This window comes from Culturomica massiliensis (assembly GCF_900091655.1).
GTDB lineage: Bacteria > Bacteroidota > Bacteroidia > Bacteroidales > Marinifilaceae > Culturomica > Culturomica massiliensis.
The window spans coordinates 1,170,684-1,197,432 of record NZ_LT594621.1; the positions used below are offsets into that span (position 1 = coordinate 1,170,684).

24 protein-coding genes and 1 pseudogene are annotated in these 26,749 nt (G+C 41.7%); 18 read left to right on the forward strand and 7 right to left on the reverse strand.

Features of this window, described 5'->3' with window-relative positions; all coding sequences use genetic code 11:
- Window positions 1–2: 2 nt before the first annotated feature.
- On the reverse strand, window positions 3–1,139 hold the full coding sequence (locus BN8908_RS06105; protein WP_068689677.1) for an ATP-binding response regulator: 1,137 nt from the start codon (window positions 1,137–1,139) through the stop codon (window positions 3–5).
- A 293-nt stretch (window positions 1,140–1,432) separates the two neighbouring features.
- Between BN8908_RS06105 and BN8908_RS06110 the strand changes: the two genes are divergently transcribed.
- Genes BN8908_RS06110 through BN8908_RS06160 form a run of 11 tightly spaced genes read left to right on the forward strand, consistent with a single transcriptional unit; the run spans window position 1,433 to window position 12,348 of the window.
- Window positions 1,433–1,810, forward strand: a complete 378-nt coding sequence (locus BN8908_RS06110) for a response regulator (protein WP_021988938.1) — start codon at window positions 1,433–1,435, stop codon at window positions 1,808–1,810.
- A 1-nt stretch (window position 1,811) separates the two neighbouring features.
- Window positions 1,812–2,951: a sugar transferase gene (locus BN8908_RS06115; RefSeq protein ID WP_068689679.1), complete on the forward strand. Its 1,140-nt coding sequence runs from the start codon at window positions 1,812–1,814 to the stop codon at window positions 2,949–2,951.
- An 18-nt stretch (window positions 2,952–2,969) separates the two neighbouring features.
- Complete coding sequence (locus BN8908_RS06120; protein ID WP_021988940.1) at window positions 2,970–3,728, forward strand: TolC family protein; 759 nt, start codon at window positions 2,970–2,972, stop codon at window positions 3,726–3,728.
- Window position 3,729: 1 nt separating this feature from the next.
- Entirely contained in the window at window positions 3,730–5,919 is a 2,190-nt protein-coding gene (locus BN8908_RS06125) for a GumC family protein (RefSeq protein WP_068689681.1), read from the forward strand.
- Complete coding sequence (locus tag BN8908_RS06130) at window positions 5,912–7,345, forward strand: O-antigen ligase family protein (protein WP_082989227.1); 1,434 nt, start codon at window positions 5,912–5,914, stop codon at window positions 7,343–7,345. Before BN8908_RS06125 ends, BN8908_RS06130 begins: the two co-directional genes overlap by 8 nt.
- Window positions 7,329–8,228 carry a glycosyltransferase family 2 protein gene (locus BN8908_RS06135; protein WP_068689683.1) on the forward strand — a complete coding sequence of 300 codons (900 nt, stop codon included), beginning with the start codon at window positions 7,329–7,331 and terminating at the stop codon, window positions 8,226–8,228. Before BN8908_RS06130 ends, BN8908_RS06135 begins: the two co-directional genes overlap by 17 nt.
- A 1-nt stretch (window position 8,229) precedes the next feature.
- A complete protein-coding gene (locus BN8908_RS06140; RefSeq protein ID WP_021988944.1) occupies window positions 8,230–9,402 on the forward strand; it encodes a glycosyltransferase family 2 protein in 1,173 nt (390 codons plus the stop codon).
- A 22-nt stretch (window positions 9,403–9,424) separates the two neighbouring features.
- The gene (locus BN8908_RS06145; RefSeq protein ID WP_068689685.1) at window positions 9,425–10,549 is read left to right on the forward strand and encodes a glycosyltransferase family 4 protein; all 1,125 of its coding nucleotides are present in this window, start codon (window positions 9,425–9,427) and stop codon (window positions 10,547–10,549) included.
- A 3-nt stretch (window positions 10,550–10,552) separates the two neighbouring features.
- Window positions 10,553–10,762 carry a hypothetical protein gene (locus BN8908_RS06150; RefSeq protein WP_068689687.1) on the forward strand — a complete coding sequence of 70 codons (210 nt, stop codon included), beginning with the start codon at window positions 10,553–10,555 and terminating at the stop codon, window positions 10,760–10,762.
- Window positions 10,763–10,791: 29 nt separating this feature from the next.
- Window positions 10,792–11,415 (forward strand): acyltransferase, encoded by a 624-nt coding sequence (locus BN8908_RS06155; RefSeq protein WP_068689689.1) that lies wholly within the window; start codon window positions 10,792–10,794, stop codon window positions 11,413–11,415.
- 18 nt (window positions 11,416–11,433) lie between these two features.
- The gene (locus BN8908_RS06160) at window positions 11,434–12,348 is read left to right on the forward strand and encodes a glycosyltransferase family 2 protein (protein ID WP_021988947.1); all 915 of its coding nucleotides are present in this window, start codon (window positions 11,434–11,436) and stop codon (window positions 12,346–12,348) included.
- A gap of 62 nt (window positions 12,349–12,410) precedes the next feature.
- Here BN8908_RS06160 and BN8908_RS06165 read toward each other — a convergent pair whose 3' ends face one another.
- From BN8908_RS06165 to BN8908_RS06175, 3 genes and pseudogenes are all read right to left on the reverse strand, one after another.
- On the reverse strand, window positions 12,411–13,631 hold the full coding sequence (locus BN8908_RS06165) for a sodium ion-translocating decarboxylase subunit beta (protein ID WP_021988948.1): 1,221 nt from the start codon (window positions 13,629–13,631) through the stop codon (window positions 12,411–12,413).
- A gap of 211 nt (window positions 13,632–13,842) precedes the next feature.
- A pseudogene (locus BN8908_RS19140) lies at window positions 13,843–13,954 on the reverse strand (LapA family protein); the annotation flags it as partial.
- Window positions 13,955–14,191: 237 nt separating this feature from the next.
- A complete protein-coding gene (locus tag BN8908_RS06175) occupies window positions 14,192–14,584 on the reverse strand; it encodes a hypothetical protein (protein ID WP_068689692.1) in 393 nt (130 codons plus the stop codon).
- Between the two features lie 272 nt (window positions 14,585–14,856).
- Here BN8908_RS06175 and BN8908_RS06180 point away from each other — a divergent pair, with 272 nt between their 5' ends.
- The 3 genes from BN8908_RS06180 (at window position 14,857) to BN8908_RS06190 (ending at window position 20,388) form a co-directional block, all read left to right on the forward strand.
- Entirely contained in the window at window positions 14,857–16,944 is a 2,088-nt protein-coding gene (locus BN8908_RS06180) for a sensor histidine kinase (protein ID WP_021988951.1), read from the forward strand.
- 139 nt (window positions 16,945–17,083) lie between these two features.
- On the forward strand, window positions 17,084–17,863 hold the full coding sequence (locus tag BN8908_RS06185; protein WP_068689694.1) for an SDR family NAD(P)-dependent oxidoreductase: 780 nt from the start codon (window positions 17,084–17,086) through the stop codon (window positions 17,861–17,863).
- A gap of 170 nt (window positions 17,864–18,033) precedes the next feature.
- Complete coding sequence (locus tag BN8908_RS06190) at window positions 18,034–20,388, forward strand: ABC transporter permease (RefSeq protein ID WP_068689696.1); 2,355 nt, start codon at window positions 18,034–18,036, stop codon at window positions 20,386–20,388.
- Between the two features lie 77 nt (window positions 20,389–20,465).
- On the opposite strand, the gene BN8908_RS06195 is transcribed toward BN8908_RS06190, so the two are convergent.
- From BN8908_RS06195 to BN8908_RS06205, 3 genes are all read right to left on the reverse strand, one after another.
- Window positions 20,466–21,035: an AAA family ATPase gene (locus BN8908_RS06195; protein WP_068689698.1), complete on the reverse strand. Its 570-nt coding sequence runs from the start codon at window positions 21,033–21,035 to the stop codon at window positions 20,466–20,468.
- Window positions 21,036–21,259: 224 nt separating this feature from the next.
- Window positions 21,260–22,705, reverse strand: coding sequence for a TlpA disulfide reductase family protein (locus BN8908_RS06200; protein ID WP_068689700.1), 1,446 nt, complete (start codon window positions 22,703–22,705; stop codon window positions 21,260–21,262).
- 26 nt (window positions 22,706–22,731) lie between these two features.
- Window positions 22,732–23,361, reverse strand: coding sequence for a porin family protein (locus BN8908_RS06205; RefSeq protein WP_222860027.1), 630 nt, complete (start codon window positions 23,359–23,361; stop codon window positions 22,732–22,734).
- A 63-nt stretch (window positions 23,362–23,424) separates the two neighbouring features.
- On the opposite strand from BN8908_RS06205, the gene BN8908_RS06210 reads away from it, so the two are divergent.
- The 4 genes from BN8908_RS06210 to BN8908_RS06225 all read left to right on the forward strand — a co-directional run bounded on the left by BN8908_RS06210 (window position 23,425) and on the right by BN8908_RS06225 (window position 26,722).
- Window positions 23,425–24,732, forward strand: coding sequence for an AraC family transcriptional regulator (locus BN8908_RS06210; protein ID WP_235837412.1), 1,308 nt, complete (start codon window positions 23,425–23,427; stop codon window positions 24,730–24,732).
- A gap of 123 nt (window positions 24,733–24,855) precedes the next feature.
- Entirely contained in the window at window positions 24,856–25,122 is a 267-nt protein-coding gene (locus BN8908_RS06215) for a DUF2089 family protein (protein ID WP_392389376.1), read from the forward strand.
- Between the two features lie 10 nt (window positions 25,123–25,132).
- Window positions 25,133–25,738, forward strand: coding sequence for a YIP1 family protein (locus BN8908_RS06220; protein ID WP_068689701.1), 606 nt, complete (start codon window positions 25,133–25,135; stop codon window positions 25,736–25,738).
- A 12-nt stretch (window positions 25,739–25,750) separates the two neighbouring features.
- Window positions 25,751–26,722 carry an alpha/beta hydrolase gene (locus tag BN8908_RS06225; RefSeq protein WP_068689703.1) on the forward strand — a complete coding sequence of 324 codons (972 nt, stop codon included), beginning with the start codon at window positions 25,751–25,753 and terminating at the stop codon, window positions 26,720–26,722.
- Window positions 26,723–26,749 lie beyond the last annotated feature (27 nt).

The following is a 26,749-nucleotide window of genomic DNA, read 5'->3' on the forward strand; positions in this document are numbered from 1 at the left end:
ATTCAATTCAACGATTCTGCCTTAGGTAAGGAAAAAGAAAATTCCGAACCGATGTTTTCAGTAGAAACAAACCATAACCTTCCCCCGTTTTTCCGGACAAAATCCCGGCATAGCAACAACCCCAAACCGGATCCTTCCTCGCTGGCTGTCCCGTATGTTGTAAAATGACTTACATCGTGTAATAATTTCGCCTGATTCTCAGACTTTATTCCGACCCCATGGTCTTTGACCGATACCACAACTTCTCCCTCCTCCTCCCTCACGCTTACCTCTACGACCGTATCGTTATGACTGAATTTAATCGCATTGGAAAGCAAATTCCGGATAACACTTTTGATCATTTCGATATCTACCGTAACTTCAAATTTATCGGTAGTCTTCATTTCTACTTTTATATTCTTAATCGCAGCAACCGACGCAATGACGTCCATTACACCATGGGTTAATTCGGCTATATCCACAACCTGCGGTACAATCGTTATTTTCCCCAGTTGGCTCTTCGTCCACTTTAAAAGATTATCCAGTAAAGCGAAAACTTCTTCGGAAGTCTTATTGCTCATTTCAAGCATATCGAAAAGATCGGGGTCCATATCGTCCCTTGTAACGCTCATCATGATCGTATTCAGCAACATCTTCATAGAAGCCATCGGCGACCGTAAATCATGAGCAATAACTGAATAAAGCTTATCCCGGGCATCTATCGTCTTCTGCAATTCCTCTGTCTGCCGCAATATAATCCGTTTCGCTTCTACCAATGACAATTGATGACTGATTCGTACCAACAGCTCTTCCTTCCGGAACGGTTTGGATATAAAATCATTACCTCCCATCTGGAATCCTTTCACCACACTCTGCGCATCATCCAAAGCCGTAAGAAAAATAACCGGTATTTTACCCAGCTTCTCATCTTCACGCATACGCCGGGCAACTTCAAAACCGTCCATCTCCGGCATCATGACATCCAATAATATCAAATCAGGATTTTCCCGTACAGCCAAATCCAAAGCCTCTTTCCCACTGGTAGCCGATACGATATTATACTTTTCACGTCCCAGTAATGCTTTTAATAATAATACGTTAGGAGCAACGTCGTCGACAATCAAAATTTTATATTCTGAAGGATTGATTTTCATTTCCAATACCTAATTCTATTTCGCCCCTCAAAAATACAATTTATATTTATTTTTTATACATTCTTTAAGGATAAGATTGAATTTTAACACAATGACTTTTCCTGTTTTTTATCTAAAAATCAGATATAAACACTACAATATGAGATTATTTTACTATTTTTGTCCAATTATTTGCATGTATAAATTTATATTTGTAAAGTGTATGTATATATTATGATGGCAGGTATCTTACATGGCTTCATGATTAAACTTAAAAATCAGGTCATACAGGCACTTTAGTATAATAATACCGAAACAGCATGGACACAAAGCCCCGGATACTCATTGTCGATGATAAGCCCGAAATTGCCAAAGTCATTAAAATACAGATGTCAGCGGAGTATGATATCGTTTATTTCCCGAATCCGATAAAGGCATTGGTATGGATGCACGAAGGCCATATCCCCGATCTGATCATATCGGATGTTTATATGCCCGAGATGAACGGAAATCAATTCATACAACATCTGAAAAGCAGTTCCATGTTTTCGTCTATACCTATTATCGTTTTGTCCAGTATGGAAAATAGCGGAGACCGGATTAAATTGCTGGAAAACGGTGCCGAAGATTTTATTCTGAAACCTTTTAATCCCCAAGAATTAAAAATCAGAGTCCGGAATACACTAAGAAAACGATAAAATGAACAACATATATATCGGGAATAATCCGGAGTGGTTCGAACATTTCAATAGCATAACGGGACATCAACTGATCGCATTTCAGAACTCCCGGGAAGCAGCTGGCCCGATTGCAAACAGTTGTTCGACTCACGTCCACACTCCGTTGTTCGTTTTTTTAGAATCCCAAAATCCGGAAGCAGATAAGAAAGAATTGGAAATATGGAAAAAAAACCGAACGGATAACCTGTATCTGATTCTGGTAATTCAGGATATTTCTCCCAAACAAATTTACGAATACATACATTCAGGAGTCAATGAAATTGTCGATGCTACCATTTCCGAAGAATCCCTCAGACAGATCCTATCTGTCCTTCCCCGCTTGAAAAAACAGGAAGACCTGCAAACGACACCTCAAACATTCCACTTGCCTCTTTGGAAGCGGTTATTCGATATAATTGCTTCAGGTATTGCTTTATTGCTGCTATCCCCGGTGTTTTTATTTACAGCAATCGCCATTCGTTTGGAAAGCAAAGGTCCGGTTATTTATACGTCCCAAAGAGTCGGAAGCAATTACAAAATATTCGGTTTCCTCAAATTCAGGTCCATGTACACCGATGCAGACAAACGGCTGGAAGAATTTAAAAAACACAATCAATATCAAAGCCAGGAAGAAAACAAGGCTGTTTATTCCGCACCGGTATCGTATAAAACAGAAGCAACGATCCTGATCGGAGACGATTTTCACCTTACCGAAAAAGAATACCTGGAACGCCGTAAAAAATTAAAAGAAAATAATTTCATAAAAATAAAGGACGATCCCCGGATCACCCGTGTGGGGCATATCATACGCAAATACAGTATCGATGAACTTCCCCAACTCCTGAATATTCTGAAAGGGGATATGTCTGTCGTCGGCAACCGTCCCCTGCCCTTATATGAAGCGGAATTATTAACATCGGACGAATACATCGAACGGTTTATGGCCCCTTCCGGCTTAACCGGATTGTGGCAGGTAGAAAAAAGAGGAACGGACGGGATTCTATCGGCAGAAGAAAGAAAACAATTGGACATCCAATATGCACATAAATTTTCATTCTGGTTTGATATGAAAATTATCCTCCGGACTTTTACAGCTTTTATCCAAAAAGAAAATGTTTAGAACATTAACAATAACACCATGAATATCAAACACTTTATATTATCTTATCTGTTATTGGGAGTATGCTGTTACAGTTTCGCCCAAAAAAGCGATACGGATACGGCACGATATTCTCCGCACCTGCTTTCGACGGAAGAATTTCAGCATTTTCAACTTCCTCCTCTGGAAACCCTGTTTGAAAATGCCAAAAAAAATCCGCGGATAGCAGCCATCCAGGCCTCTATTGAGGCTGCAAAATACGATACCAAGCTAGCGAAAAGAGATTGGTGGAGTTTCTTCTCCCTCCGTGCAGGCTACAATTACGGTATACTCGGAACTTACATCGACCATGAAACCGAATACCTCCCCCTTACGACAACTTACTCCGGGAGCACCCAAAGCAGTTGGCAAATCGGAGCCAATATCAACGTTCCTCTGGATAATCTGATCAATCGCCGGCTAAAAGTCAAAAAACAACAACAACTTGTTGAATCCGCCGAATTCAACCAGGAAATCGCATTTAATGAAATAAAGGCGGAAATCATCGAATTATACGGAGATATCCAATATCAACTCAAAATGTTGAAACTGGCTATCGAATCCGTAATCATGTATGAAGCCGATTACAATGTCGTTAAAAGTGATTTTATCAATAACAAAATATCGACCAGCGGATTGACCGAATTGAAAAACTCTCAGAAAAAGGCCCAGGCAGAATACGAATTGATAGCAAGCCGTCTCAATATCTATCTTTTAAAGCTGGAAGTTCTTACTAACACCCCATTAATTCATAAATAAAATGATATATATCACGTATTTTATCAAATTCTTTTATCGTATCCGCTATTGGTTAATTATTTTTCCGGTATTTATTACCTTATTTGCCATCTGGTATACCCAGAAAATGCCCAAAAATTATACGGTAAACAGCTCGATATACACCGGTATTATCACCGGCGTCAACGTCATGTCGGAAACGGGAGCAACAACGACCAGCTATACCCAAGGCAGTATGATGGATAACCTGTTGAATCTGCTGACTGCCGACCAAACCCTGAAACAGGTATCTTTGCGCCTGTATGCCCGGTGTATGGTTTACGGTGATCCGGAAAAAGACAACATTTACATTAACGCAGACCATTACCGTCAACTCTATGAGCACGGCGAACCGATACACCACCTGATCGATAAGAGTTCTTCCAATGACTCCATCAATGAGCAAAGAACATACGAAAATCTGGTAGCATACGAAACCAACGATCCTTCCAATTATGTCTATGGCATATACCAATACCAATTACCCTATGTCAACCGGGAATCCTTGCAGAAAATCATTGCTTTCCGGATCAGCAACAGTGACGTACTCGAATTATCCTACACGACAGACGATCCGGGAATCACCTATCAGACATTGTGCATTTTAATCGACGAGTTTATTCACCAATACCAGGAATTACGTTTCGGAGCCACGAATTCCGTCATTGCATTTTTCGAAGCCGAACTCCAGCGCATCGGTAAAGAACTGAAGGCAGCAGAAGACGATTTGACTGTTTACCGTACCGACAACCGGGTTATTAATTATGATGAAGAAACCAAGCATGTCGCTGCATTAAACCGGGACTTTGAACTGCAATACTGGGAATCCAAAAATGCTTTCGAAGTGGCCGACAGTATCAGAAAAGACCTGGAAAAACGGATGGGTATATATTCCGATATTATCCGGAACAACAAAGATTATATTTATCACAACGAAAAAATCACCCGTTTGAGCGAGCAACTGGCTATGGCAACCTATTATCCGGAAGGAAAAATTACCGCCAGGGTAAAAGATTCCCTGGCCGGGGAATTAGCGGCCAGTCAGAAAGCCATAGAACAAACCATACGGGATTTTGAAGGCTTGAGATATACAAAAGAAGGCATTGCCAACGACGCTGTGGTAGAAGAATGGCTGAAACAGGAAATAGCTTATAAAAAAGGAGAAGCCGAACTGCATGTTTTGCAGGAACGGGCCAGACAAATGTCGGGCAAATATACGCACTTTGCCCCCATCGGCTCAGTACTCAACCGCAAAGAACGGGTTGTAAATATCTTTGAAAAGGAATATTTTTCAACGATGGACGCATTAAATTCCGCCCGTTTGAGACAAAAAAGCCTGCAAATGACATCGGCAACCCTCAAGGTCATGAATGATCCGTATTATCCGCTAACCTCATTGTCTAACCACCGGAAAAAGATTATTATAGGTGTATTTTTCGCCTCCCTGGTTTTCACCATATTCTTCTTCCTGCTGATAGAATTGATGGACCATACCTTACATCACAAATTCAAAGCCGAACTATTGACGGGCAAACAAGTGATAGGCGCCTTTTGCAGAACGCTGCGCATACAATCCAGACGATTCAACCAATTATACACAACTCTGTCTGCACAAACGTTATGCAATTATGCTACGACCTACTTCAAACCCGGTCAAAACAACATTATCAACCTGATCAGTAATGAACCGGGAGAAGGAAAAAGCTTCGTCAGTAACCAGATGGCAGAACAGTTTAAGGCCCAAGGTCTGGAAGTAAAACAGCTATCCTGGCATGACAACTTCCGAACGGATTCCGACTCTTTCACCCCAATACCCGGGACACAGGATCAGGATCCGAACGGCAAAGCCGATCTGAAAAATCAAGTCATCCTGGTGGAATATCCTTCTTTAAAAGAGGCAGCTTTAACAACTGATATTCTGCAAGGTGCAAGCGTGAATCTGGAAATCGTCGATTCCCGGCGAACCTGGAAAAATACAGACCAGCTAGTATTCAACCGAACAAAAGAAATGGCCGGTAAAACTCCATTATTCCTGGTTCTGAATTATACCAAACGGGATGCCGCAGAAGACCTGAACGGCCTGATGCCGCCTTATACATTTTTTAGAAAATTATTTTATCGGTTATCTCAATTGGGACTGACAGCCACCGACCGACACAAAAAATATGTATAATTTCCGTTATAAATACCCGATAGCCCTTGGACTATTTGCCGGTTTAGTCATTATATTCCAGCTTATTCTCCATCAGGGAACTGCCGTAGCATTGGCTTTTGCAGCTTTGCCGGCTATTTTATTGGGTATCGGCGGAATAATACACAAACAGTATACCTTTTACGCCTTTTTTATTCTCAATTATGTCATCATGGGAATAAACCGGTACATTCCCATAAAAAGCGGCATGATCATGACGGTTCTGGCTCTAGGTATAATCGTAATCTCAATGGTAAAAGAGATACAAACCCGCCAGAATTGGGAGCGCTCCAAAAACTTTCTGACATTCGCCTGGTGTATCTGGCTGGTGTATTGCATATTGGAGATATTCAACCCCAGTGCACTGGCAGCTCCCTGGAGTATTGCTATCGCCAATTACGCATTTTTTCCTTTATTCTGCGCTATTCTGGTACCGGTTTTCTTTACCCGTTACAAAAATTTCCAATGGCTGCTGATCATATGGGCCAGCCTGACCCTATTAGCGGCATTCAAAGGATATTGGCAACGCAACCAGGGATTCGATACAACAGAATTACGTTGGTTATTTGAAGAAGGAGGCGGAAGCACTCACCTCATCAACACCGGTATCCGCTTTTTTTCTTTTTTCAGTGATGCTGCCAGCTATGGGGCGAGCATGGGCTTATCCCTGATCGTTTTCGGCATTTCCGGATTTTACGCAAGAAAAAAATGGCTCAAAATACTCTTTTGGCTGGCTGCTTTAGGCGGAGGATACGGACTTGTTATTTCCGGCACCCGCAGTTCGCTGGCAATTCCGTTTGTAGGACTCGCCGTTTACCTAGTGCTGTGCCGGAATACAAAAGCCATTTTTACGACAGCCGTTCTGTTGATCGGCAGTTTTGTATTTCTGAATTACACGACAATCGGCAACAGCAATCGTCTGATCCGGCGTATGCGCTCGGCATTCGATCTAAACGACGCTTCTTTCCAGATCAGGCAAAACAACCAACAACAGGTTTATCACCTGATGAAAGACAAGCCTTTCGGAATAGGCCTGGGATTAGCGGGAGACAAAGCCGACCGTTTCAGACCGGTCAACCGGCACGATCCCCTCACCTATATGGCAACAGACTCCTGGTATGTCATGACACTTGTCGAAACAGGAATTGCAGGCCTTACGCTATACCTTCTTATTTTATTGGCCATATTATTCAAAGCGACTTATATCGCTTCTTTCCGGATACTCAACCGGGAACTGCAAGGACAATTATATGCCATCATTGCAGCGATCAGCGGAATTCTGGTCACTTGCTACGGAAACGAAGTATTGAATTATCCGAACGGTATTATCGTATATACACTAATGGCCATCTTGTATATTGCGCCATATTACGACAGAGAATTGAATCAGCATGAAGCAAACACCTGAAATATCGATTATTACAGTTAATTACAACGGCTTCAACGACACCTGTGACTTACTCGATTCCGTACAGGAACACCTGCATACCCGTACCTACGAAATCATTGTCGTAGACAACGGTTCCCGGAAAAATGAGGCAGCCATGCTCCGGCAGCGTTATCCGCATGCCATCGTTCTCCGGAGTGAACAAAATCTGGGTTTCGCCGGAGGCAACAACCTGGGGATAGCACAGGCTCAGGGAAAATATATTTTTTTGCTCAACAACGACACCTATATTAAAGACGATAGTCTGTCCGCTCTCTGTGATACACTCGAAAACAATCCCGATATAGGAGCCGTAAGTCCGAAAATACGCTTTGCATTTCCACCTTACGCCATCCAGTATGCCGGATTCACCCCAATGACCCGCTACACCTTGCGCAATCATGCCACCGGATATGACGAACCGGACAAAGGGCAGTACGATATTCCGGGTCCGACGGCCTTCCTGCACGGGGCAGCCCTCATGTTCAAAAAAGAAATTCTGGAAGAAATCGGCAACATGTCCGAAATATTTTTCCTCTATTACGAAGAAATGGACTGGTGTAGCCGGCTGACCCGGCAAGGATACCGGTTGTGGTATCAACCTGCCTGCACTGTCTACCACAAGGAAAGCCGGTCTACGGGAAACGACAGTCCGTTGAAAACCTATTATCTCAATCGCAACCGCCTACTGTATTCCTGGCGTAATTGTCCGGGAGCAGAAAAATGGATCGCTTTATTTTACCAATTGACGATAGCTATTCCTAAAAATATAGTGTTAAATTTGCTGAAAGGAAGAACACGACAGGCAAAAGCCATTTGTAAAGGATGCATGGACTTTTTTTCATTAAAAAACAAAAAGAAATAAGATGAACCTTTGGGAAATCATATACTTGATTGAATACATTTGCTGGATATTAGCCGCCGTAGCTGTCAGTTATCCGTTGATATTCACGCTGGCTTCATTACGCAAACGGGTATTCCATTATCCGGAAGCCCGGAAAAAACGTCGTTTTGCAATCATTTTCCCGGCTTACCGGGAAGACCGGATCATCGAATCCGTAATCAGCTCGTTTTTAAGGCAGGAATACCCCAAAGAATACTACGATGTAGTTGTCGTATCCGACCACATGCAGGACAATACAAACGAACGGTTGTCCCGTTTACCGATTATCCTTCTGAAAGCCAACTATGAAAAAAGCTCAAAAGCCAAAGCGCTCAACTTTGCCATAGATAACCTCGATCCCAACAAATACGATATCGTCGTCATCCTGGATGCAGATAACCTTGTCGAACCGGATTTCCTCAATGAGATCAATAAAACCTTTGAAGCCGGTATAAAAGCCGTACAAACACACCGTACCGCTAAAAACCGGAATACGGAAATTGCCGTTCTCGATGGAATCAGTGAAGAAGTGAATAACTCGATATTCCGTCGCGGACATGTCAATTTAGGCATTTCTTCTGCCCTTATCGGATCAGGTATGGCTTTCGATTACTCATGGTTTCGCAACAACGTTAAACACCTGCATACAGCCGGCGAAGACAAAGAACTGGAAGTACTATTGCTCAAACAACGCATTTTCATCGAATTCCTCGATTATGTATGGGTATACGACGAAAAAACGCAGGGAGAAAAAGGATTTTACAACCAACGGAGACGATGGCTGGCTACACAGATCGGACAATGGGGACGTGTATACAGGGACCTGCCCAAAGCCATCTTCTCCGGTAATCTCGATTACAGCGATAAACTGATCCAATGGATACTCCCTCCCCGCCTCATTCTTTTCGGCGGAATCATCGTCATGGGAGGACTCATGCAAATTTTAGACTGGCCGCTTGCTATAAAATGGTGGGGACTGTTTATCATTATGGGAATCACTCTTTGTCTGGCCATACCCGATAAAATGGTCGATGAGGATTTCAAAAAGTCAATCAACAAACTACCCAAACTATTTGTCATGATGGTACTCAATCATTTCCGCTTAAAAGGAGAAAATAAAAAATTTACGAGTACTGAAAAAGGGATTAACCCATAAATAGTAGTAAAACGCTACGCTGATGAAAATTGCGATTGAAGCCCAACGGATTTTTCGTCCCAACAAACACGGGATGGATTTTGTAGCACTCGAAGTCATTCGGGAACTGCAAAAACTGGATACAGAAAATGAATATTACATCCTGACGGCTCCCGGTGAAGACCATTGCCTGACACCGACATCCAACTTTCATATCGTTGAAATCAAATGTCCCTCTTACCCGCTTTGGGAACAGTTTGCTTTACCACGGGCCATCCGGCGTATCAAACCCGATCTGTTGCATTGTACCAGTAATACAGCCCCTGTTTTTTGTTCCGTACCCCTGGTATTGACCCTGCATGATATTATATTTCTGGAAAAAAAGGCCGGAAAAAACAGTTCGTTCTACCAAAATATGGGACGGTATTACCGTCGTTTGGTCGTACCCCGGATAATAAAACATTGCCGGAAGATCATTACCGTTTCAAACTTCGAATGCAACCGGATCCGGTCGTTCCTGAATTTAGAGGAAAACCGGATTACAGCCATCCACAACGGTTACAGTCAACGCTTTCAGCCACTGGAAATTTCCCGGACACAAATTCAAAAATACCTGCCGGACGAAGAATACCTTTTCTTTCTGGGAAATACCGATCCGAAAAAAAACACGCCGCGAACATTGAAAGCATACAGCCTTTATCTGAAAAAATCGGCAAAACGGCTGCCTTTGCTGATTGCTGATTTAAAAGAAGACACAATCGACCGTATACTGCACCAGGAGCAGATAGAAGAAATCAAACCCATGCTCCGCTACCCCGGCTATATCCCGCACACAGATCTACCGGCCATTTACAACAGAGCTTCGGTTTTTCTTTACACCTCTTTACGGGAAAGTTTCGGTATTCCTCTGCTCGAAGCAATGGCCTGCGGTACTCCGGTGATTACTTCAAACACATCTGCCATCCCGGAAATTGCCGGAAAAGATGCTCTTTTAATTAATCCGGAAAAGGCTGAGACCATAGCGAAAGTCCTCATTGAACTGGAACAGAATCCACTTCTCCGCCGGAAACAAATCGATTATGGCCTGGAGCGGGTAAAACATTTTTCCTGGCAACAAACGGCACACCAGCTACTGAATGTCTATCAAGACGTCATCCAAAAACATTAAAGTATGAATAATACGATATTTTTTATCTGCTCTGTAATCATCTTCCGGACTCCGACCGGACACAAATGGTCCAGCCGTCAATCATCGATTTTATCGGTTGTCCCCCCGGAATGCCCCGGAAAAATCAGCTCCGGACTCCGGGCATGCAGTGCCGATAAAATCGACACATCCGGAATGCAGGAAAAAGCCCCGTGTAAAGAAACAAATCGCTGAAACATTAAGATGCCGCAAAAAACAAGACCATGCTAGCCAAACTCAAAAAAAAACTCGGGCATAATCCCCGCCTAAAGCAACAGGTACTTCACCTGCTCGTACATCCGGTAAAAACGCGCCCCCGCCGCTGGTTACGCCTGTTACAACCGTTCTATCTGAAACGTTCGAAAGGAAGCATTATCTACGGTAATGTCCGTAAAGACCTCGTCCCGTTCAATGCCTTCCAACTCGGTGCTTATTCTGTTATCGAGAGTTTCTCGACAATAAACAATATGGTCGGTGCCGTAATCATCGGAAACCACAGCCGGATCGGCTTATCCAATACGATTATCGGACCTGTCACTATCGGGAACCAGGTAAATCTGGCTCAAAACATCGTTATCTCAGGTCTTAATCACAATTACCGGGACATCACACAACCGATCAGTAAACAAGGCGTTACGACGATCCCCGTCACCATAGAGGACGATGTATGGATCGGCGCTAATGCCGTTATCCTGGCCGGAATAACGATAGGCAAACACGCAGTCGTTGCTGCAGGTACAGTCGTTACGTGCAATGTCCCTCCTTATTCCGTTTGCGCCGGCAATCCGGGACGTATTGTCAGACAATACGATTTCGAACAAAAAACATGGATAAAACCTGTACGATAATTGTTTATACCCTGATCTATGAATATCCCGAAAATCAGTGTCGTCATCCCGGTATACAATACCGAAGCCTATGTCGGTGAAGCCATTGAAAGCGCCAGAGAACAAACCCTCCGGGACATCGAAATCATTGTCATCGACGACGGTTCTACCGACCGCAGTCCTTTCATCATCCGTGAACTGGCAAATACCGACCCCCGCATCCGGATCTATACCCAAACGAATCAAGGCGTATCGGCTGCCCGCAACAAAGGGCTTGAATATATCAAAGGTGAATTTATATACTTCCTGGACAGTGACGACCTGCTCGAAAAAAATGCCTTGGAACAGTGTTACCGGCAATGCATAGAGCAGAATCTCGATTTTGTATTTTTCGACGCACAAACAATCAACACAGGCAACTACCATGCCCAGAATTACATCCATAAAGCCGAACAGGGAGTCAAAAAAGGAATTGAATGGTTCGACCATCAATTAGATACACACACATTCCGGACACCGGTATGGCTTAACCTGATACGCACGGCCTTTCTCCGGCAATACCGATTGTCGTTCTACCCCGGAATCATCCACGAAGACGAACTGTTTTGCTTTCAACTATACCTCTACGCCGCCCGGGTCGGTTACATTCCGCAAATATTTTCCCGGCGCAGACTAAGAGAAGGATCGATCATGACCCGGAATTTCTCCAATGAAAATATAGCCGGATACCTGACCGTCATGAAAGAAATCAAACGGCTGCAACAAACACAACCCATACCCGTCCGGAAAATTATAGACAAATACTTCCGTACCACACTCAATGCTATTGTGTGGAGAGCCCACCTTTTACCGTCGGCTCAAAAACGGAAGCTTTTTATAACCTGTATCCGGGAAAAATATTTCCGTTACGTCCGTTTCCGGAATTTTTTGGTTATGTTTTTAAAAACCGGCTAATCCGAAAGCTGTCCGGACGAATAAACGGGTATATAATATTTTGCCACATAAGTGGCAAAATATTATAGCAACGGAATAATCGTCGTATAAATTCCGGCAATAATAGCCGAAGTAATGACCCCGGATATATTGGCGCCCAAAGCGTGTCCAAGTACAAAAGAATCAGGATTATCCTTACTTACCAGCTTTTGAGCCACCTTTGCCGTTGTCGGAACACAACTTACTGCGGCAATACCGATAACCGGATTGTAATTTCCTTTTTTCAGGAAATACATGATATACCCTCCGATAATTCCTCCTATTCCGGATAACAACAAGGCTACAACACTCAAAATCAATAGCTTCAAGATAACAGGACTCATCAGCAAATGAGCATCGCACAATACCCCCAACAACAATCCCAGCATAAACGTAGAGCCATACAATAACGGACCGCTCATAAATTCATACACATGCTTCATACTCTCTTTACATTCCCGGACTGCCACCCCTATAAACAATGACAAAAACAAAGGAGAAGCCACAGGGAACAAAAAGCACAATACAGCACATAAAATGACGGCAAAAGCCAACTTGACTTTGGGGGCATAGTTCTTAGGAACTTTCTTTTCTTCTATTTTTATGGCTCTGAAACGCTTGGGTACCAACAATTTCACCAGATAGGGGTATCCTCCGTAAGTCAACCCTAAATACAGATAAGCGACAACCGTTATCGGCACAAATAAATGCTTCGCCAATACCAAAGAAGTAAACAATACCATCGGACCATCTGCACCTCCGACCATTGCCACAGAAGCCCCTTCCTTCAATGTCAGTCCCATAGCCGAAGCAATAGGCAATGTGAGAAAAGTTCCCAATTCGGCACATAAAGCCAATAAAATACTGGCAAAGGGACGTTGGAGCAGATAACCGACATCCAGCAACGTACCGATCCCCATAAACACAAAACAGGCGATCAACCCGTTACTGAACGACAAGGTATAAATCGGCTGTAAAAAATCGATTTGCATAATATTCATCAACTCATCCGTATCGCTGGCCAAGGGATCCAGAAACAGATTTCCCAATCCGCCTTCCGGCATCATCAATGTACCGCAATTGATAGCAATCATACCCAATCCCATCGGAATCATAATCATGGGCTCGAGTACACCTTTCCAACCTAAATAAATCACTGCACAACCCAGAATAACCAAAGCAATACGTGTCACAGCCAGCAACCATCCGCCGGCGGCCATCGTACCGACTCCCTGGAACAAACTATAAAAATCAATATTTTCCATAGCAAAAGTAACCTGTAGGATTAAAGAAATCAGATAGCTATTTTCTTATGTAACCTGAAACCGTTCCATATTTCATTTGCCTTATGCCGCAACTTCCGATAGATATCCTCGTGCATCCTTTCTTTCCGTGCAGGCCCTTCCACCATTACCGCCGGCTCCTCCGTCCGGATATTTCTTACCTTCAGTATTTTCTTCCGGTAAAAATGATAATAATCCAAAAAATCAGCCCAATTAGCAATTGTTTTAATGATTGCTGCAACAAAAAAACCGATGAAAAAAGTCAATCCCATCATCCCCAATGTATACAATAATAAACTTGACATAGCCCAATAATTTTAAAAATAAATAATTCGTTCAAATTGATTTTATGCCGGGAAATACATTTCATCCGCTCAAGCTGTAAGCTCTCCGTCAGAAATGGATATCAGTTTCTTCCCGACAACTGAAAACACCCGACAGAAAACCGGAAATTTCCCCGGCTTACTGAAAGTTATAAACAGTGTAAAGTGAATTGCGGACATACCTATCCCCGGTATATATCCTTCGAAAATAAATACAGGCTAAATCAACAAACGCCGCAAGGTATATACAAAATACCGGTAGGACGTCCTCCCAAAACTAAAATGAAAATATTCTCCTTTGGAATTCTTTTCCACTAATGGAATATCTATTGCAGAAAGTACACGAATGGTAGATTGAAATCGCAATGTACGAAAAAAATTTCCTCCCCTCGAAGTAACGACAATAGTTGCCGGAATCTCTCCCAGATACAGATAAAATACGTCGAATTCCCTTCCGTCGGCACATGCAGTAACTGCATTTACCCCTGTTCCGGATTCCTGAACAGACACAAAATCCTCCAGTGAATTTATCTGATTTCCATACCCGGTTATTTCACACAAACCGAACAAGAAAAACAAACCGAACAATATGCCTGTCAAATACTTTTTCATTGCACCACAAAGGTAGAAATAATATCAATGCCATAGTCACAAATCGCACCCGAATATTGAAAATATTTTTATAAACACACCGTTATTATCAGTTGTTCTATTCGAATATCGCAATAATCTTTATTTGAGTAGATTAAAAAATCAAAATGCAAAATTTAAAGTCCATAAATTTCATCCAAACAAACCGGCATACAGTAGGATTTTTCAACTGAAAAACATATATTATAAAATATATATATTTTTATTATCTTTGTATAATAAGAAAATTGGATATGACAGCTTTCTTGCGTCTGTGTGCAATATTATTTCTATGTTTGTGTATTGTCGTTCCGGTAATTGGTAATACGAGATCCCATCATATACAGGACAGTCTGGCCCGATTGCTTTCCCATACCACCCGCCAAACCGAACGTTATACCCTATTGCGTCATTTGGCGGACAATTCCAACAAAAACGAACGCCTGAAATATTACCTTCAACTTTATTCGGAAGCCTGTAAAGTCAATGATGAAAAAGTACAAATAGAAGCTTTACTGGAACTAGGCAACAGAAATAAGCTCGATTCTATAAAATACTACATCTCCTTAGCAGAGAAACTCACACCGACAGCAGGCAGCAAAGGCCTGATCGTATTCCTGAAAGGACAATGGGAAAGCATATACAGCCGAAATGCCTCCGAAGAAGAGAAAGCCGAACATCTGAAGCAATTATTAAAAGAATACAAAGCGGATGCGAACAAAGAAATCGATATCTACGACCGGATTTTAAAATTACGTACATTGTGTATTTGTCTGGGGTATTCCATACAAAGCGACATTTACACTCAATACCTGGAAGAACAGCAAAAGCTGACGAGCCAGCTTCCTCCTGAAAACTACTATTTAAGAGCTTCGGTTCTTACCCAATTGAGTATTCTTTACACCTTCAGTGAAGAATATAAAAAAGCCATAGAAACGGATAAAAAATTACTGGAATACATACACGATCTCGAACGCTACTACCGCAAACAGGGCCGTATATACCGGAATTACTATACGTCCTATTACGCCATTTACCGTCGTATGCTCAACAACTACCCCGGTCTGTCTGCTGCAGAAGTCGATTCCTGCTATGCCCATTTACAACAGATGTGCTCCTTAAGCGAGGACGTCTACTGGCATTTTACCCGACTCGACCCCAAGCCTCATCTCTATTATCACATGGCCAAAAATCAATATGAGAAAGCTTCGGTATTTCTGGACAGCCTGTGGCAAAAGCCCCCTCTTCAACGTCAGGTTCCGAATCATATATTATTGCGTTATCAGATAGAGATTGCACAGGCTTTAGGAGAAAAAGACAAGGAATTAAAGGCCCTGAAAGAATATATCACCGTCCTGCATCAGCTCAATCAAACCCGGAATCTGGAAAAATACAAAGAACTTCAGATCCTCAATGATGTAGAAAGCTTAAACCAACGCAACAGAGAAACCGAACTCGAAGCAGAACATAATACCAAATCTCTTATGGGATATATTGTATCCCTGCTGACCGTATTATTGATTCTGATACTCATTTTCCACTTACACAGCCGGCGTCTTGTAAAACGTCTGAAACAGTCGGAACAAGCACTTAAAAAAGAAAAAATGACCTTGCTGGAAACCCAGGAAAAACTAGTACAGGCCCGTGACCAGGCAGAAGCTTCCGACCGGATAAAAACCGTCTTTATTCAGAATATGAGCCACGAAATACGCACCCCTCTCAATTCGATAGTCGGATTTTCACAACTGATAGCTTCCGAGGCTCAAAACATAAACAGTGAACTGAAAACTTATTCCAACCTGATTTTAAACAGCAGTGAGTTATTACTCAAACTAGTCAACGATTTACTGGAACTATCCGCCATGGAATCGGGTAAACTAAAAATCGTCAAATCTGCCTATAAAATAAATGAACTCTGTCAGACAGTTGTCGACAGTACAAAAGATAAGGTAAAACCCGGAGTTAAAATGACATTTACCGCAACCCGGGAAGATACTTATACCCTTGTAACGGATAGCATGCGTGTACAGCAAATCCTTCTGAATTTTCTGAACAATGCTGTCAAATATACCGAACAGGGAGAAATCAACCTGACATACACCATCAATGAACAGGAACAGCAGGTAATCTTTGCCATCAGTGATAGCGGACCGGGTATTCCTTCTGACAAAGCCGAACAAATATTCAATCGTTTCGAGAAACTGAATTCTTTTTCCCAAGGCAATGGTCTGGGCTTACACATTTGCCGCCTGATTGCGCAAGCACTTCAAGGAGAAGTCAAACTCGACACCACCTACACCCGGGGAGCCCGGTTCATTTTTATTCATCCCCTTCCCCGGTAATTTATCGGCAACATATTCGAGTCCCCCGGCATTCCCGATTTTTATCTATATTTGATTTATCAATTATGATATACGGTTTTTTCCAACTTAAACAGATACGAAACGAATACGTATCAAATCATAATCTAATGTAAAACCGATGAACGGACCGGGAAAAAAAATAGCAATTGTCACAGGAGCAAGCGGAGGCTTAGGCAAAGAATTCGTAAAACTGCTCCTCAGAGAAGAAAACATAGACGAAATATGGGCCATCGCCAAAAATGAAGAAAAACTGATCCGGCTACAGACGGATTGCGGGGAAAAAATAAAAATTTTCCCGACGGACCTGTCAAACATAAAAGCCATAGAAGACTTTTCTTTTTATTTAAAAGAACATGATCCGGATATTTTATTTCTGATCAACAATGCCGGTTTTGCAAAATTCTGCTCATACAACGATTTGAGCATTGAAGAATCTGTAAATATGATTGATTTGAACTGCAGTGCTGTCGTCGCTATGGGATTGGTGTGCATTCCCTACATAAAAGCAGGCGGTCATATCCTCAATATAGCTTCCGCAGCCGCTTTTCTGCCGCTTCCGTATCAAAATATATACAGTTCGACAAAAGCCTTTGTAAGAAATTATTCCCGGGCTTTGAATATAGAACTCAAAGAAAAAGCCATTACCGTCACCGCAGTCTGTCCCGGATGGATAAACACCCCCTTATTGGAAAAAGCACAAATCGGAGCCCCGAAAGCAACCCGGTACTTCGCCGGCATGGTAACAGCCGGCAAAGTCGCTCACAAAGCCCTGAAAGATGCTAAAAAACGAAAAGATATGTCGATCTACGGCTCTTTTACCAAACTCTTTCACATCGTTTCAAAACTATTGCCGCAAAGCCTGCTGATAAAAATATGGTTGCGTCAGCAAAAACTATAATCGCCGTATGGGGCTATTCTCCGGCTAATCGTTTAATTCTTTGACACTATTGTCTATTTTTTTGACAGCTGCATCCCATTATTTACACCTAAACTACAGACATTCAAGTTATTATTGTGTTGGCATATTTTTTGAAAACAAGAATAAATAAACTCAAAAAATACAACATAATGTGGTCACAGTTCAGAGAATGGATACGAAGTAAACGCAATAAGCCTTTTTCTTTTTTAGTCAATTGTATCGGTATGACATTGGCCTTCACTGCCATAATCATTTTATACACCTACGTACATGCAGAATTAAATCATGATGAAAATGTAAAAAACCGGGCAAATATTGTACGGGTAAAGACTGCCGATTGGGGGATCACTCCGGGGGCTTACGGAGGTTGGCTGGCGGGTAGCTTTCCGGAAATAAAAGAATACTGCCGGATGATGATGATGGGCATAGCCCTTTACATTCCACCTCAGCAAGGAGTGGAGGAACTTTACACGGAAGAACCGGTCGTATTGGGAGATAGCTGTTATCCCAGATTTTTTTCCTTACAGATTCTACAGGGAGAACCCAATGGGATTGCAACAACCGACCAGGTAATGGTAAGTGAAAAAATGGCCCGGAAATTATTCGGAGATGCAAATCCCATCGGTAAGCAACTGGTAATGGGAGGGCAATTTCATTGTACCGTTTCGGCCGTTTTCAAAGACATTGTAAATCCGGCTCTGAGAAAACCGGAAATATTGGTTAACCTGCACTATGTGGATAAGAACTGGCAGGAAGGATATAGCGATTCGTGGCGGTCTGCAAACTGGGAAACCTTCCTGGAATTACTCCCGGGAACAGACCGGGAGGCATTACTTGGGAAATTCCGGAAATTATATACCCGGAAAATGGAAAGTTTCGGATATGAACCGGAGAACATAAAAGAAAACCTCCCCTACCTGCAATTGCAGGATTATAAGGAACTTTACTTTACGCCTGCGGTCGATTTTTCCACTCACGGTAATCGCTCCAATATCAATATTTTAATTCTGATAGCCATATTGGTATTGATTGTAAGCATCATCAATTACGTAAACATGGCAACCGCCCGTTTGGCTGATAAAACAAGGGTGATCGGAGTAAAACGTACCCTGGGAGCCAACCGCGGTATGCTGATCGGATCGATCGTTATGGATTCCGTATTTACCTGCTTTTTAGCCATGTTCGGAGCCTGGATCGTAGCTCTGCTGGTATTCCCCTCCTTGTCGCAATGGCTGGGATACGGATTTAACTTAGAAATAGATATCTGGAACGGAATGATTCTATTGGCCGGTATTCCTTTGCTATGCGGAGTGTTGTCCGGATTGTATCCGGCTTTCTACCTGACGCGTATGAACCGTCTGGATTCTTTAAATTCACAACGAAATGAAAGTATTGCCTTACAACGGGTAAAAGGAAGTCTGATGATACTGCAATTTGCCGTCTCCATGGGATTGATTATTTCCACACTCCTGATTTTCAAACAGGTAAATTTCATGAAACAGCGGGATCCGGGATATAATCCGAAAAATGTAGTTATGGTAAACGGACATGGGGAATCGGTGTTGATGAAAAAATTTCCGGAATTCCGGGAACTTCTTTTACAAAATCCCGCCATCGTAAATGCGACGGCAGCAAAATCACGCATTTACGATATCAATGAACGGGGAAGCTATTTAAAAATTCCGGGACTGGATGAAAATATGGGGGGACATATCATTTGGGTCGATGAATATTTTATGGATGTCATGGAATTGCAACTGGTAGAAGGCGAAGCCTACCGTGAAGGAGGAAACAACAAAGGCCGTTTTCTGATGAATCAGCAAATGGCAAAAGAAATCGCGTCAAAATCACCTGATCACACTTATTTAACAGAACAGCAAACCGGTGTCGTGAAAGATTTCAATTTTAAATCGATGCATCAAAAAATCACACCTTTGTGTTTCGGCTACTTAAACGATTTTCAAGGCATGGCGGATGTATACATTCGGATTGTCCCGGAAAAGCGGCAGGAAGCATTGGCCTATATCGAGAAATGCTACAAAGAACTGTATCCCCAGACTTTCTATCAGTATAGTTTTATGGAAAACGACTACACGCAACTCTATGGAGATGAAGACCTGTTCGCACGCCGCCTGCTGATATTTACAGGATTGTCGATTGTGATCGCGTGCCTGGGATTACTGGCTTTCGTTGTCTTTTTTATCGAGCAAAAAACAAAGAGTATCGGAGTCAGAAAAGTAATGGGTGCAACAGAAATGCAAATGCTGGTCTTATTAAATAAGGATTTTATAAAACGTTTATTGATCGCCTTTATTTTGATATGCCCTATTGTCTATTATGTCATTCAAATCTGGCTGGATAATTTCGCATACAAAACAGAATTAAGCTGGTGGATATTTGCCCTGGCCTTTGTTATTATGGTTGTAATTGCTTTGCTATGCGTCAGTGCATTGACCTGGCGGGCGGCTACCGCCAATCCTGTAAATGCACTGAAAAGCGAATAACAGCACCTCCGAAACCGCTAAAACGTTCTATTTCTATACCAAAACACAGAGGGCATTTCCTCTGTGTTTTCCGGAACTCAATAAAGCCGCGAAGCACAAACCGAGGGAAGATTCAAATAATTTAAAATCCACACAGCACGTTCTTCCGGCGGCAAAAAGGGAACGGCAACAGTCCGATAGCCGTTCTCTTCATATACTTCCCGGATAGTACGACAAGTATCCCGGGCTTCCTGAAAACTTTGTTTCCTTTCCGAATCTTGGGTATAAATAGTCTCCCAGGGCGGAAATACAAAAACCACCGGATTATACCGATAATTCCGGACAGCAGATTCCAACTTTTTTCTGACCGGAATACGGGCAAAACGACAATATCCCAAGGTATCGGGTATACCCCGGTCAAAAAAACGAGGTATATTCAAAGACGCAAACTTCCCGAAATCAAGTACCGACTGCAACAACATCAGTTCTGCATAACGACATGTATCGCCCCAGGGGAGTGCATTTCCCTTTATGGAAACCTGTTCCTGGATAATCTTTCTTCCGACTTCCGGAACAACAGGATATCCCATAGAAAACAATAAATTCAACACTGTCGATTTCCCGCTCCCGGGTCCTCCCGTCAAAATATAAAAATTCAAATTTTCCATCGCTCTGTTTCAAATATTACCTCTGTACTTTCCATCCATCTTCACTTTTTTATGACATTCGGATGTACATCTGTCTCCACAAACCGCCGCCCCCACATAACAAATTTACAAATTAATAATAAAACGATTTATATCTTCTCCAGCCTTACAAAAACAAAATATATTTTTTACTCTCCCCCATCCGCTTTTTCAAAACTCTTTCTTCCGATACTGAAAACGAAAAATCAATAAGTATTATCCAGTACAAGGGAAAAGTTCCCTTGTACCATAGCCCGAGAAGTTAAAAAACGATGTATCAATTGGTGAATTATATCGTCAGAAGGTCTAGGAGCATGAGCATCAATAATTTTTCCATTTCTGTCCAGCAGCATAAAACGAGGTATTGCTGTAATATGATACTCTTCTTCAAGAATTCTTTGTGAAAGCTCCGTAGCCTGATATTGCTTCCAGCCGGGACGATCTTCCGGTGCTCTTGCCAGCCAGGCTTTTTCATTCTTATCGATTGAAAGACTGACAACCTCCAAATGAAGAGAATCCTTATATCTTTCCACCAGTTTTTCAAGAAAAGCCATTTCATAACAACAAGATCCACACCACGACGCCCATATATCCACATAAACGAGATCACCTTTCACATCGGCAAGATGTACACTGTTACCCTCTCTGTCAAACATTTCCAAATCAATCATTTCTTTTCCCGGAGCAAACCTTGTTAAAGCCCTTTTGACAGCCTCATATTCTTTCTCCACCTTACATAAAATATCACAATCATCACATAATTGAACAAAGAAGTCATACACCATTGTTAATTCATCCGAAGAAGTTTCATTACATAAAGCAGAAACCATGTATTGTTCAGACATATAATTCAAAACTTCCTGATTTGATACCCGTCTTTTCAATTCACACAAGCAATTGATGGCAGATCTTTCTATTTTCGCAGTCTGCATATCCCAGGCAATAACGAGACTAAGCAAATCACTCTTTGCATTCTCAATATTATTCAAATCCAGATTTCGGGCAAATTCCCAAAAAGCTTCCTCCTGAACATCGCTTTCCAACGAAATACATAATTTATAAGCCACTCTATAATAATACAAACAATAATCCCGCCGGGCCTTCAGTTCTTTCAAAACCATGGCTACGAATTTCCGGTCCTTCACCTTATCCAACAACTTCACGACTCCATCGTATCGATCATATATTTCCTTTGAATATTCCGAAAAAGTTTTCTGAGCAACCTGTTCCAATTCCATTTCAAGGAATTCTTCATTAATTTTACGTATAATCTCACTTTCTACAGTAACATTTCCAGTGATTACCGGAGTCAGGTCCGATTGCAGCGCATCATATGAAAGCCGTACACGAGCTCCTGCACGTAAATATAAAAAAACCGTGGTTGAAGTTTGCGGAATACACAACACATAAACACCGGGAATCTCCTTTTCAGAAAAATGACAAACAAATGAACCTTCTTTGTCCAACTGAATCGTATCCACTTTTCCGTCGTGTTCACCGTACAACAACAGTTGCCCATCCTCGAGATTTTTAATAACCCCGGAAACCTGCACATCTTTAAAACGATAGTCTATCCAGCCATAAATAACTGCTACTACGATACAAATGACCAAACAAACCAGCCAAAATATACTTAATTTAAATTTTTTCATCCTTCGTTTTATGATTAAAGTTTTTTTCAGAACCTAAAACCGGCAGTAAAGGAAAAAACGGAATTATTATTAAGATCGTCATTACTCAACGTTTTCAATATACCCCGGGCACCCAAAGCATACCGCACATCGAAAAGCAATCCGCAATCAAAAGCATAAGCCACACCTATCGGCATGGAACAATCGAAAGCATTTATTTTTTTCCGGACAGACACCGGATGTTTCATTGCTGTACTTTTCATTTTAGCTGAAAGTAAAAAAGAGGGTTGTAATCCGATTTTCAAAGCCAATCCCTTATAAATATGGAAATTAGCCATTACAGGAAAATCCAAATAATTCAGCCGAAAATACAAATCCGAAAACAATCGTCCACTTTGTTCGGAAGAAAAATCCATTTTGGCTCCTTTACATGAAAACAAAACATCACAAGACAAGGAAAAAGTACGTGTAAATCGATAATCGATAAAACCGCCTCCGACATATCCCCACTTCGGCGAAATTTCATCCTTATCGCTATCAAATATACTTGACTCCGTCAAAATATTGCTCCAATTCACACCACTTTTGATCCCCCAGGACAAACCGCAAAAGGATTCCTGTGAAAAAACCGATAAACTGATAAAGGTTATTCCGATAACCGATAATATTCGTTTCATTGAAACAAATTGTAAACATGTTTTTTTCATCTTTTTACATTTTAAGTTCTACATTTTTTATATTTGTCGCACCAAAACTACAGAGCAAAAATAAGAGAGGGATCATGCGCACAAGAGCTCATTTTGCACAAAAAAGGGCGCAAATCATACAAAAAGAGCCGATCAAAAAATACAAAAAGAGCATATATTGCAACACCTTTCTTTAAGATCTTGATTTATAATCGAAAAACTTTATTTACCATGTTAAAAAATATTCAGTTGATTTTAAGCCTGATGATCCTAAGCTTGTGTATTTTTGGAGGAATAACCCTTATAGCACACCCACAACACAGCAAAGCCAAATTTATTTTAGGACTAAGTATGTTATTTTGGGCACTACTTATCAGTATACGCCTCATAATCAATCCATTTCTAGATAACACAGCACTATTTCAACCGATCGTACTTATCACGGGAAGTTATGTCATGGCAACGACGACCTGTTATATCATCGAAATATTACGTCCGGGATATCTCACATTCAAGCGTTTTTGTTTTTTTATATCTCCGGCTATCGGCTTCACCCTTCTTTTCGGAAGCTATTACATTTTCAAACAGGAAGTGACAGTTTATCACGGCATGCAAGACCTTTTATCACTTTCCGATATCGATATTATCTTTCGCATTACACTACTCCTGTGCAACATGCTGTATATGATCATTCCGGCCTATCTGACTTTCCGCTACAATAACGAGTATACCCAACTTCTTAAAGAAAATGTATCCAATCCGGATGATTATGACCTTTATTGGCTGAAAAGAATAATGATTGTACTATCCGCATTATATATATTTTACTTTATACTATTAGTCACCCATAACACGATCTTATATGTAATCAACAAAGTATTCATTCTCATTCTCTGGTATTATTTTTTCTATAAAGCTCTGTTTCTAAAAGAAATCCCTTGGAAAATTTCATTTGCTGCCGGCTGGAAAACCCCTTCCGAAGAAAACATTCCGGAAAAAGACTGGATATATGACCAGGCAAAAACAAATTATTTACAAGCCATTAACCAATGGTTTCAAACAGAAAAACCTTATTTATACAGAGATTTACGTCTATCGGATCTACAACGAAAATTTCCAATCAGCAGAACTTACTTATCTCAATTATTTAACAAAGAACTCGGCGTGTCTTTTTCCGACTACGTAAACCAATTCCGAGTGCAAGAAAGTAAACACCTTCTCGAAACGGAACCGCAAACTGAAATTACAGACATTGCGGAACGCTCCGGTTTCAATTCCACCTGCACATTCCGCAGAGCTTTCATAAAATACATGAAAATATCTCCCTCCGAATATAAAAAGATACATCGCCTAAACACTTGATAACACACGGGAATAAAAACATTTAAATACATTAATATTATTGATGTTAAATTAAATATTATTCAATATAATTTGAATATTATAAAACATTATTTATATTTGCTACAAGCAAACAATGCAATTATGGATATAAAGAAAAAATTACCCTTACATTGTCCGGCCTGTGAAACACCTCTGAAAGTCGGGCGATTGTTTTGTACCCAATGCGGCACGGAAATTTGCGGAACCTTCGATCTTTCACCTTTGGCACAATTAAGTGAAAAGGAGCAGACTTTTGTAATCGACTTTGTCAAGGCGGGAGGAAGTCTCAAAGAAATGGCCAAAAAGATGAATTTAAGTTACCCGACCGTCCGTAATCTACTGGACGATCTTATTGAAAAACTACCTTAACTTACAAGCCATGGACACGCAAATTTCATTTTGGAAAAAAATACTGAATCCGTTTATACAAATAGCGGGTATACCGGCCCTGATTTACGGATTTGCAGGGGTATGCATTACAATAGTCCTATCGTGGATCACAGGATTACATTTTCAAGGATTGTTACACATGGGATGGGCTCCGAGTAATACATTTACAACATTTTTGGGCGAACATCTGATTATCTGGCTGATACCGGCACTCCTCTTCTACACCTCAGGTCTGCTTCTGTCGCGTTCCCGAATCCGCATCGTCGATGTCCTCGGTACCACGGCTTTCGCACAGCTGCCTTTAATCGCAACAGCGCTGCTATGCTTTTGTAAACCGCTACAGACATTAATCCATGCAACCCCTCAAGACATAACGATAGAATGGCTCAATAGCCCGGAAATCATGACAGGAGCATTTCTGGCCCTTATTTCGACTGTCTTTATCGTCTGGACACTGATATGGATGTTCAAGGCCCTGAAAGTAACCTGTAACCTGAAAGGTGCACGTCTGGGCATCGCTTACGCCGTTTCGATAATCGGCGGGGATATTCTGGCCGTATACCTGATCAGCTTTCTTTACAAAATAAACGTTTAAACCCATAACACTATGAAAAAGATTATTTTATATCTATTAGTAGGACCGTTATGCCTGCCACTATGTCTATTGGGCCTGATGTCGCAGTCGTCATACGGACAAGAGTCGGAAGTCGTCATGAAAACCGCAACAGGAGACCTGTACGGGACATTATCGGTACCTGAAAACACCTCAAACAGTCCGGTTGTATTGCTTATTGCCGGCTCAGGGCCGACCGACCGGGACGGCAACAACCCGATGATGAAAAACAATGCTTTGAAAATGCTGGCGGAGATGTTACGTACCAACGGCATCGCCTCATTACGTTTCGATAAAAGAGGAATTGCCAAAAGCAGCAATGCCGGATTGCAGGAAAAAAACCTGCGCTTTGAAGACTATGTGAACGACGTCAACGATTGGGTCAGTTACCTGAAAAAAGACAAGCGTTTCAACCAAGTCATCGTTGCCGGACACAGCGAAGGCTCTCAAATCGGTATTTTAGCGGCAGGCAGTAACCCGGAGATCGGCAAAGTTATTTCTCTGGCAGGCGCCGGAAGACCGGCTTCCCAGATTCTCCGCAAACAACTCGCCAAACAACCGCAACAGATTCTGGATATGTGCAATCCGATACTGGAGAAACTCGAAAAAGGAGATACAGTTGGTCATGTTTCTCCCCTGCTCTATACATTGTTCCGGCCGTCTGTCCAGCCCTATCTGATCTCCTGGTTTAAATACGATCCGGCGCAAGACATCAGGCAACTGCATATACCGGTACTACTCATATCAGGGACCAACGATCTGCAATGCCCTACGGAAGAAGTCGAATTACTGGCCAATGCTTATCCGAAAGCACAAAAATACATCATTCCCGGTATGACACATGTATTGAAAGACTGTGACTCTCAGGACCAGGTTTTTCAAATATCGGCAGTATACAACAATCCCGACGCCCCTCTCAATAAAAGTCTGGAAAAAATAATCGTCGATTTTATCAAAAGCAAATAAATATCATTTCACCAGAAAAAGGACAAA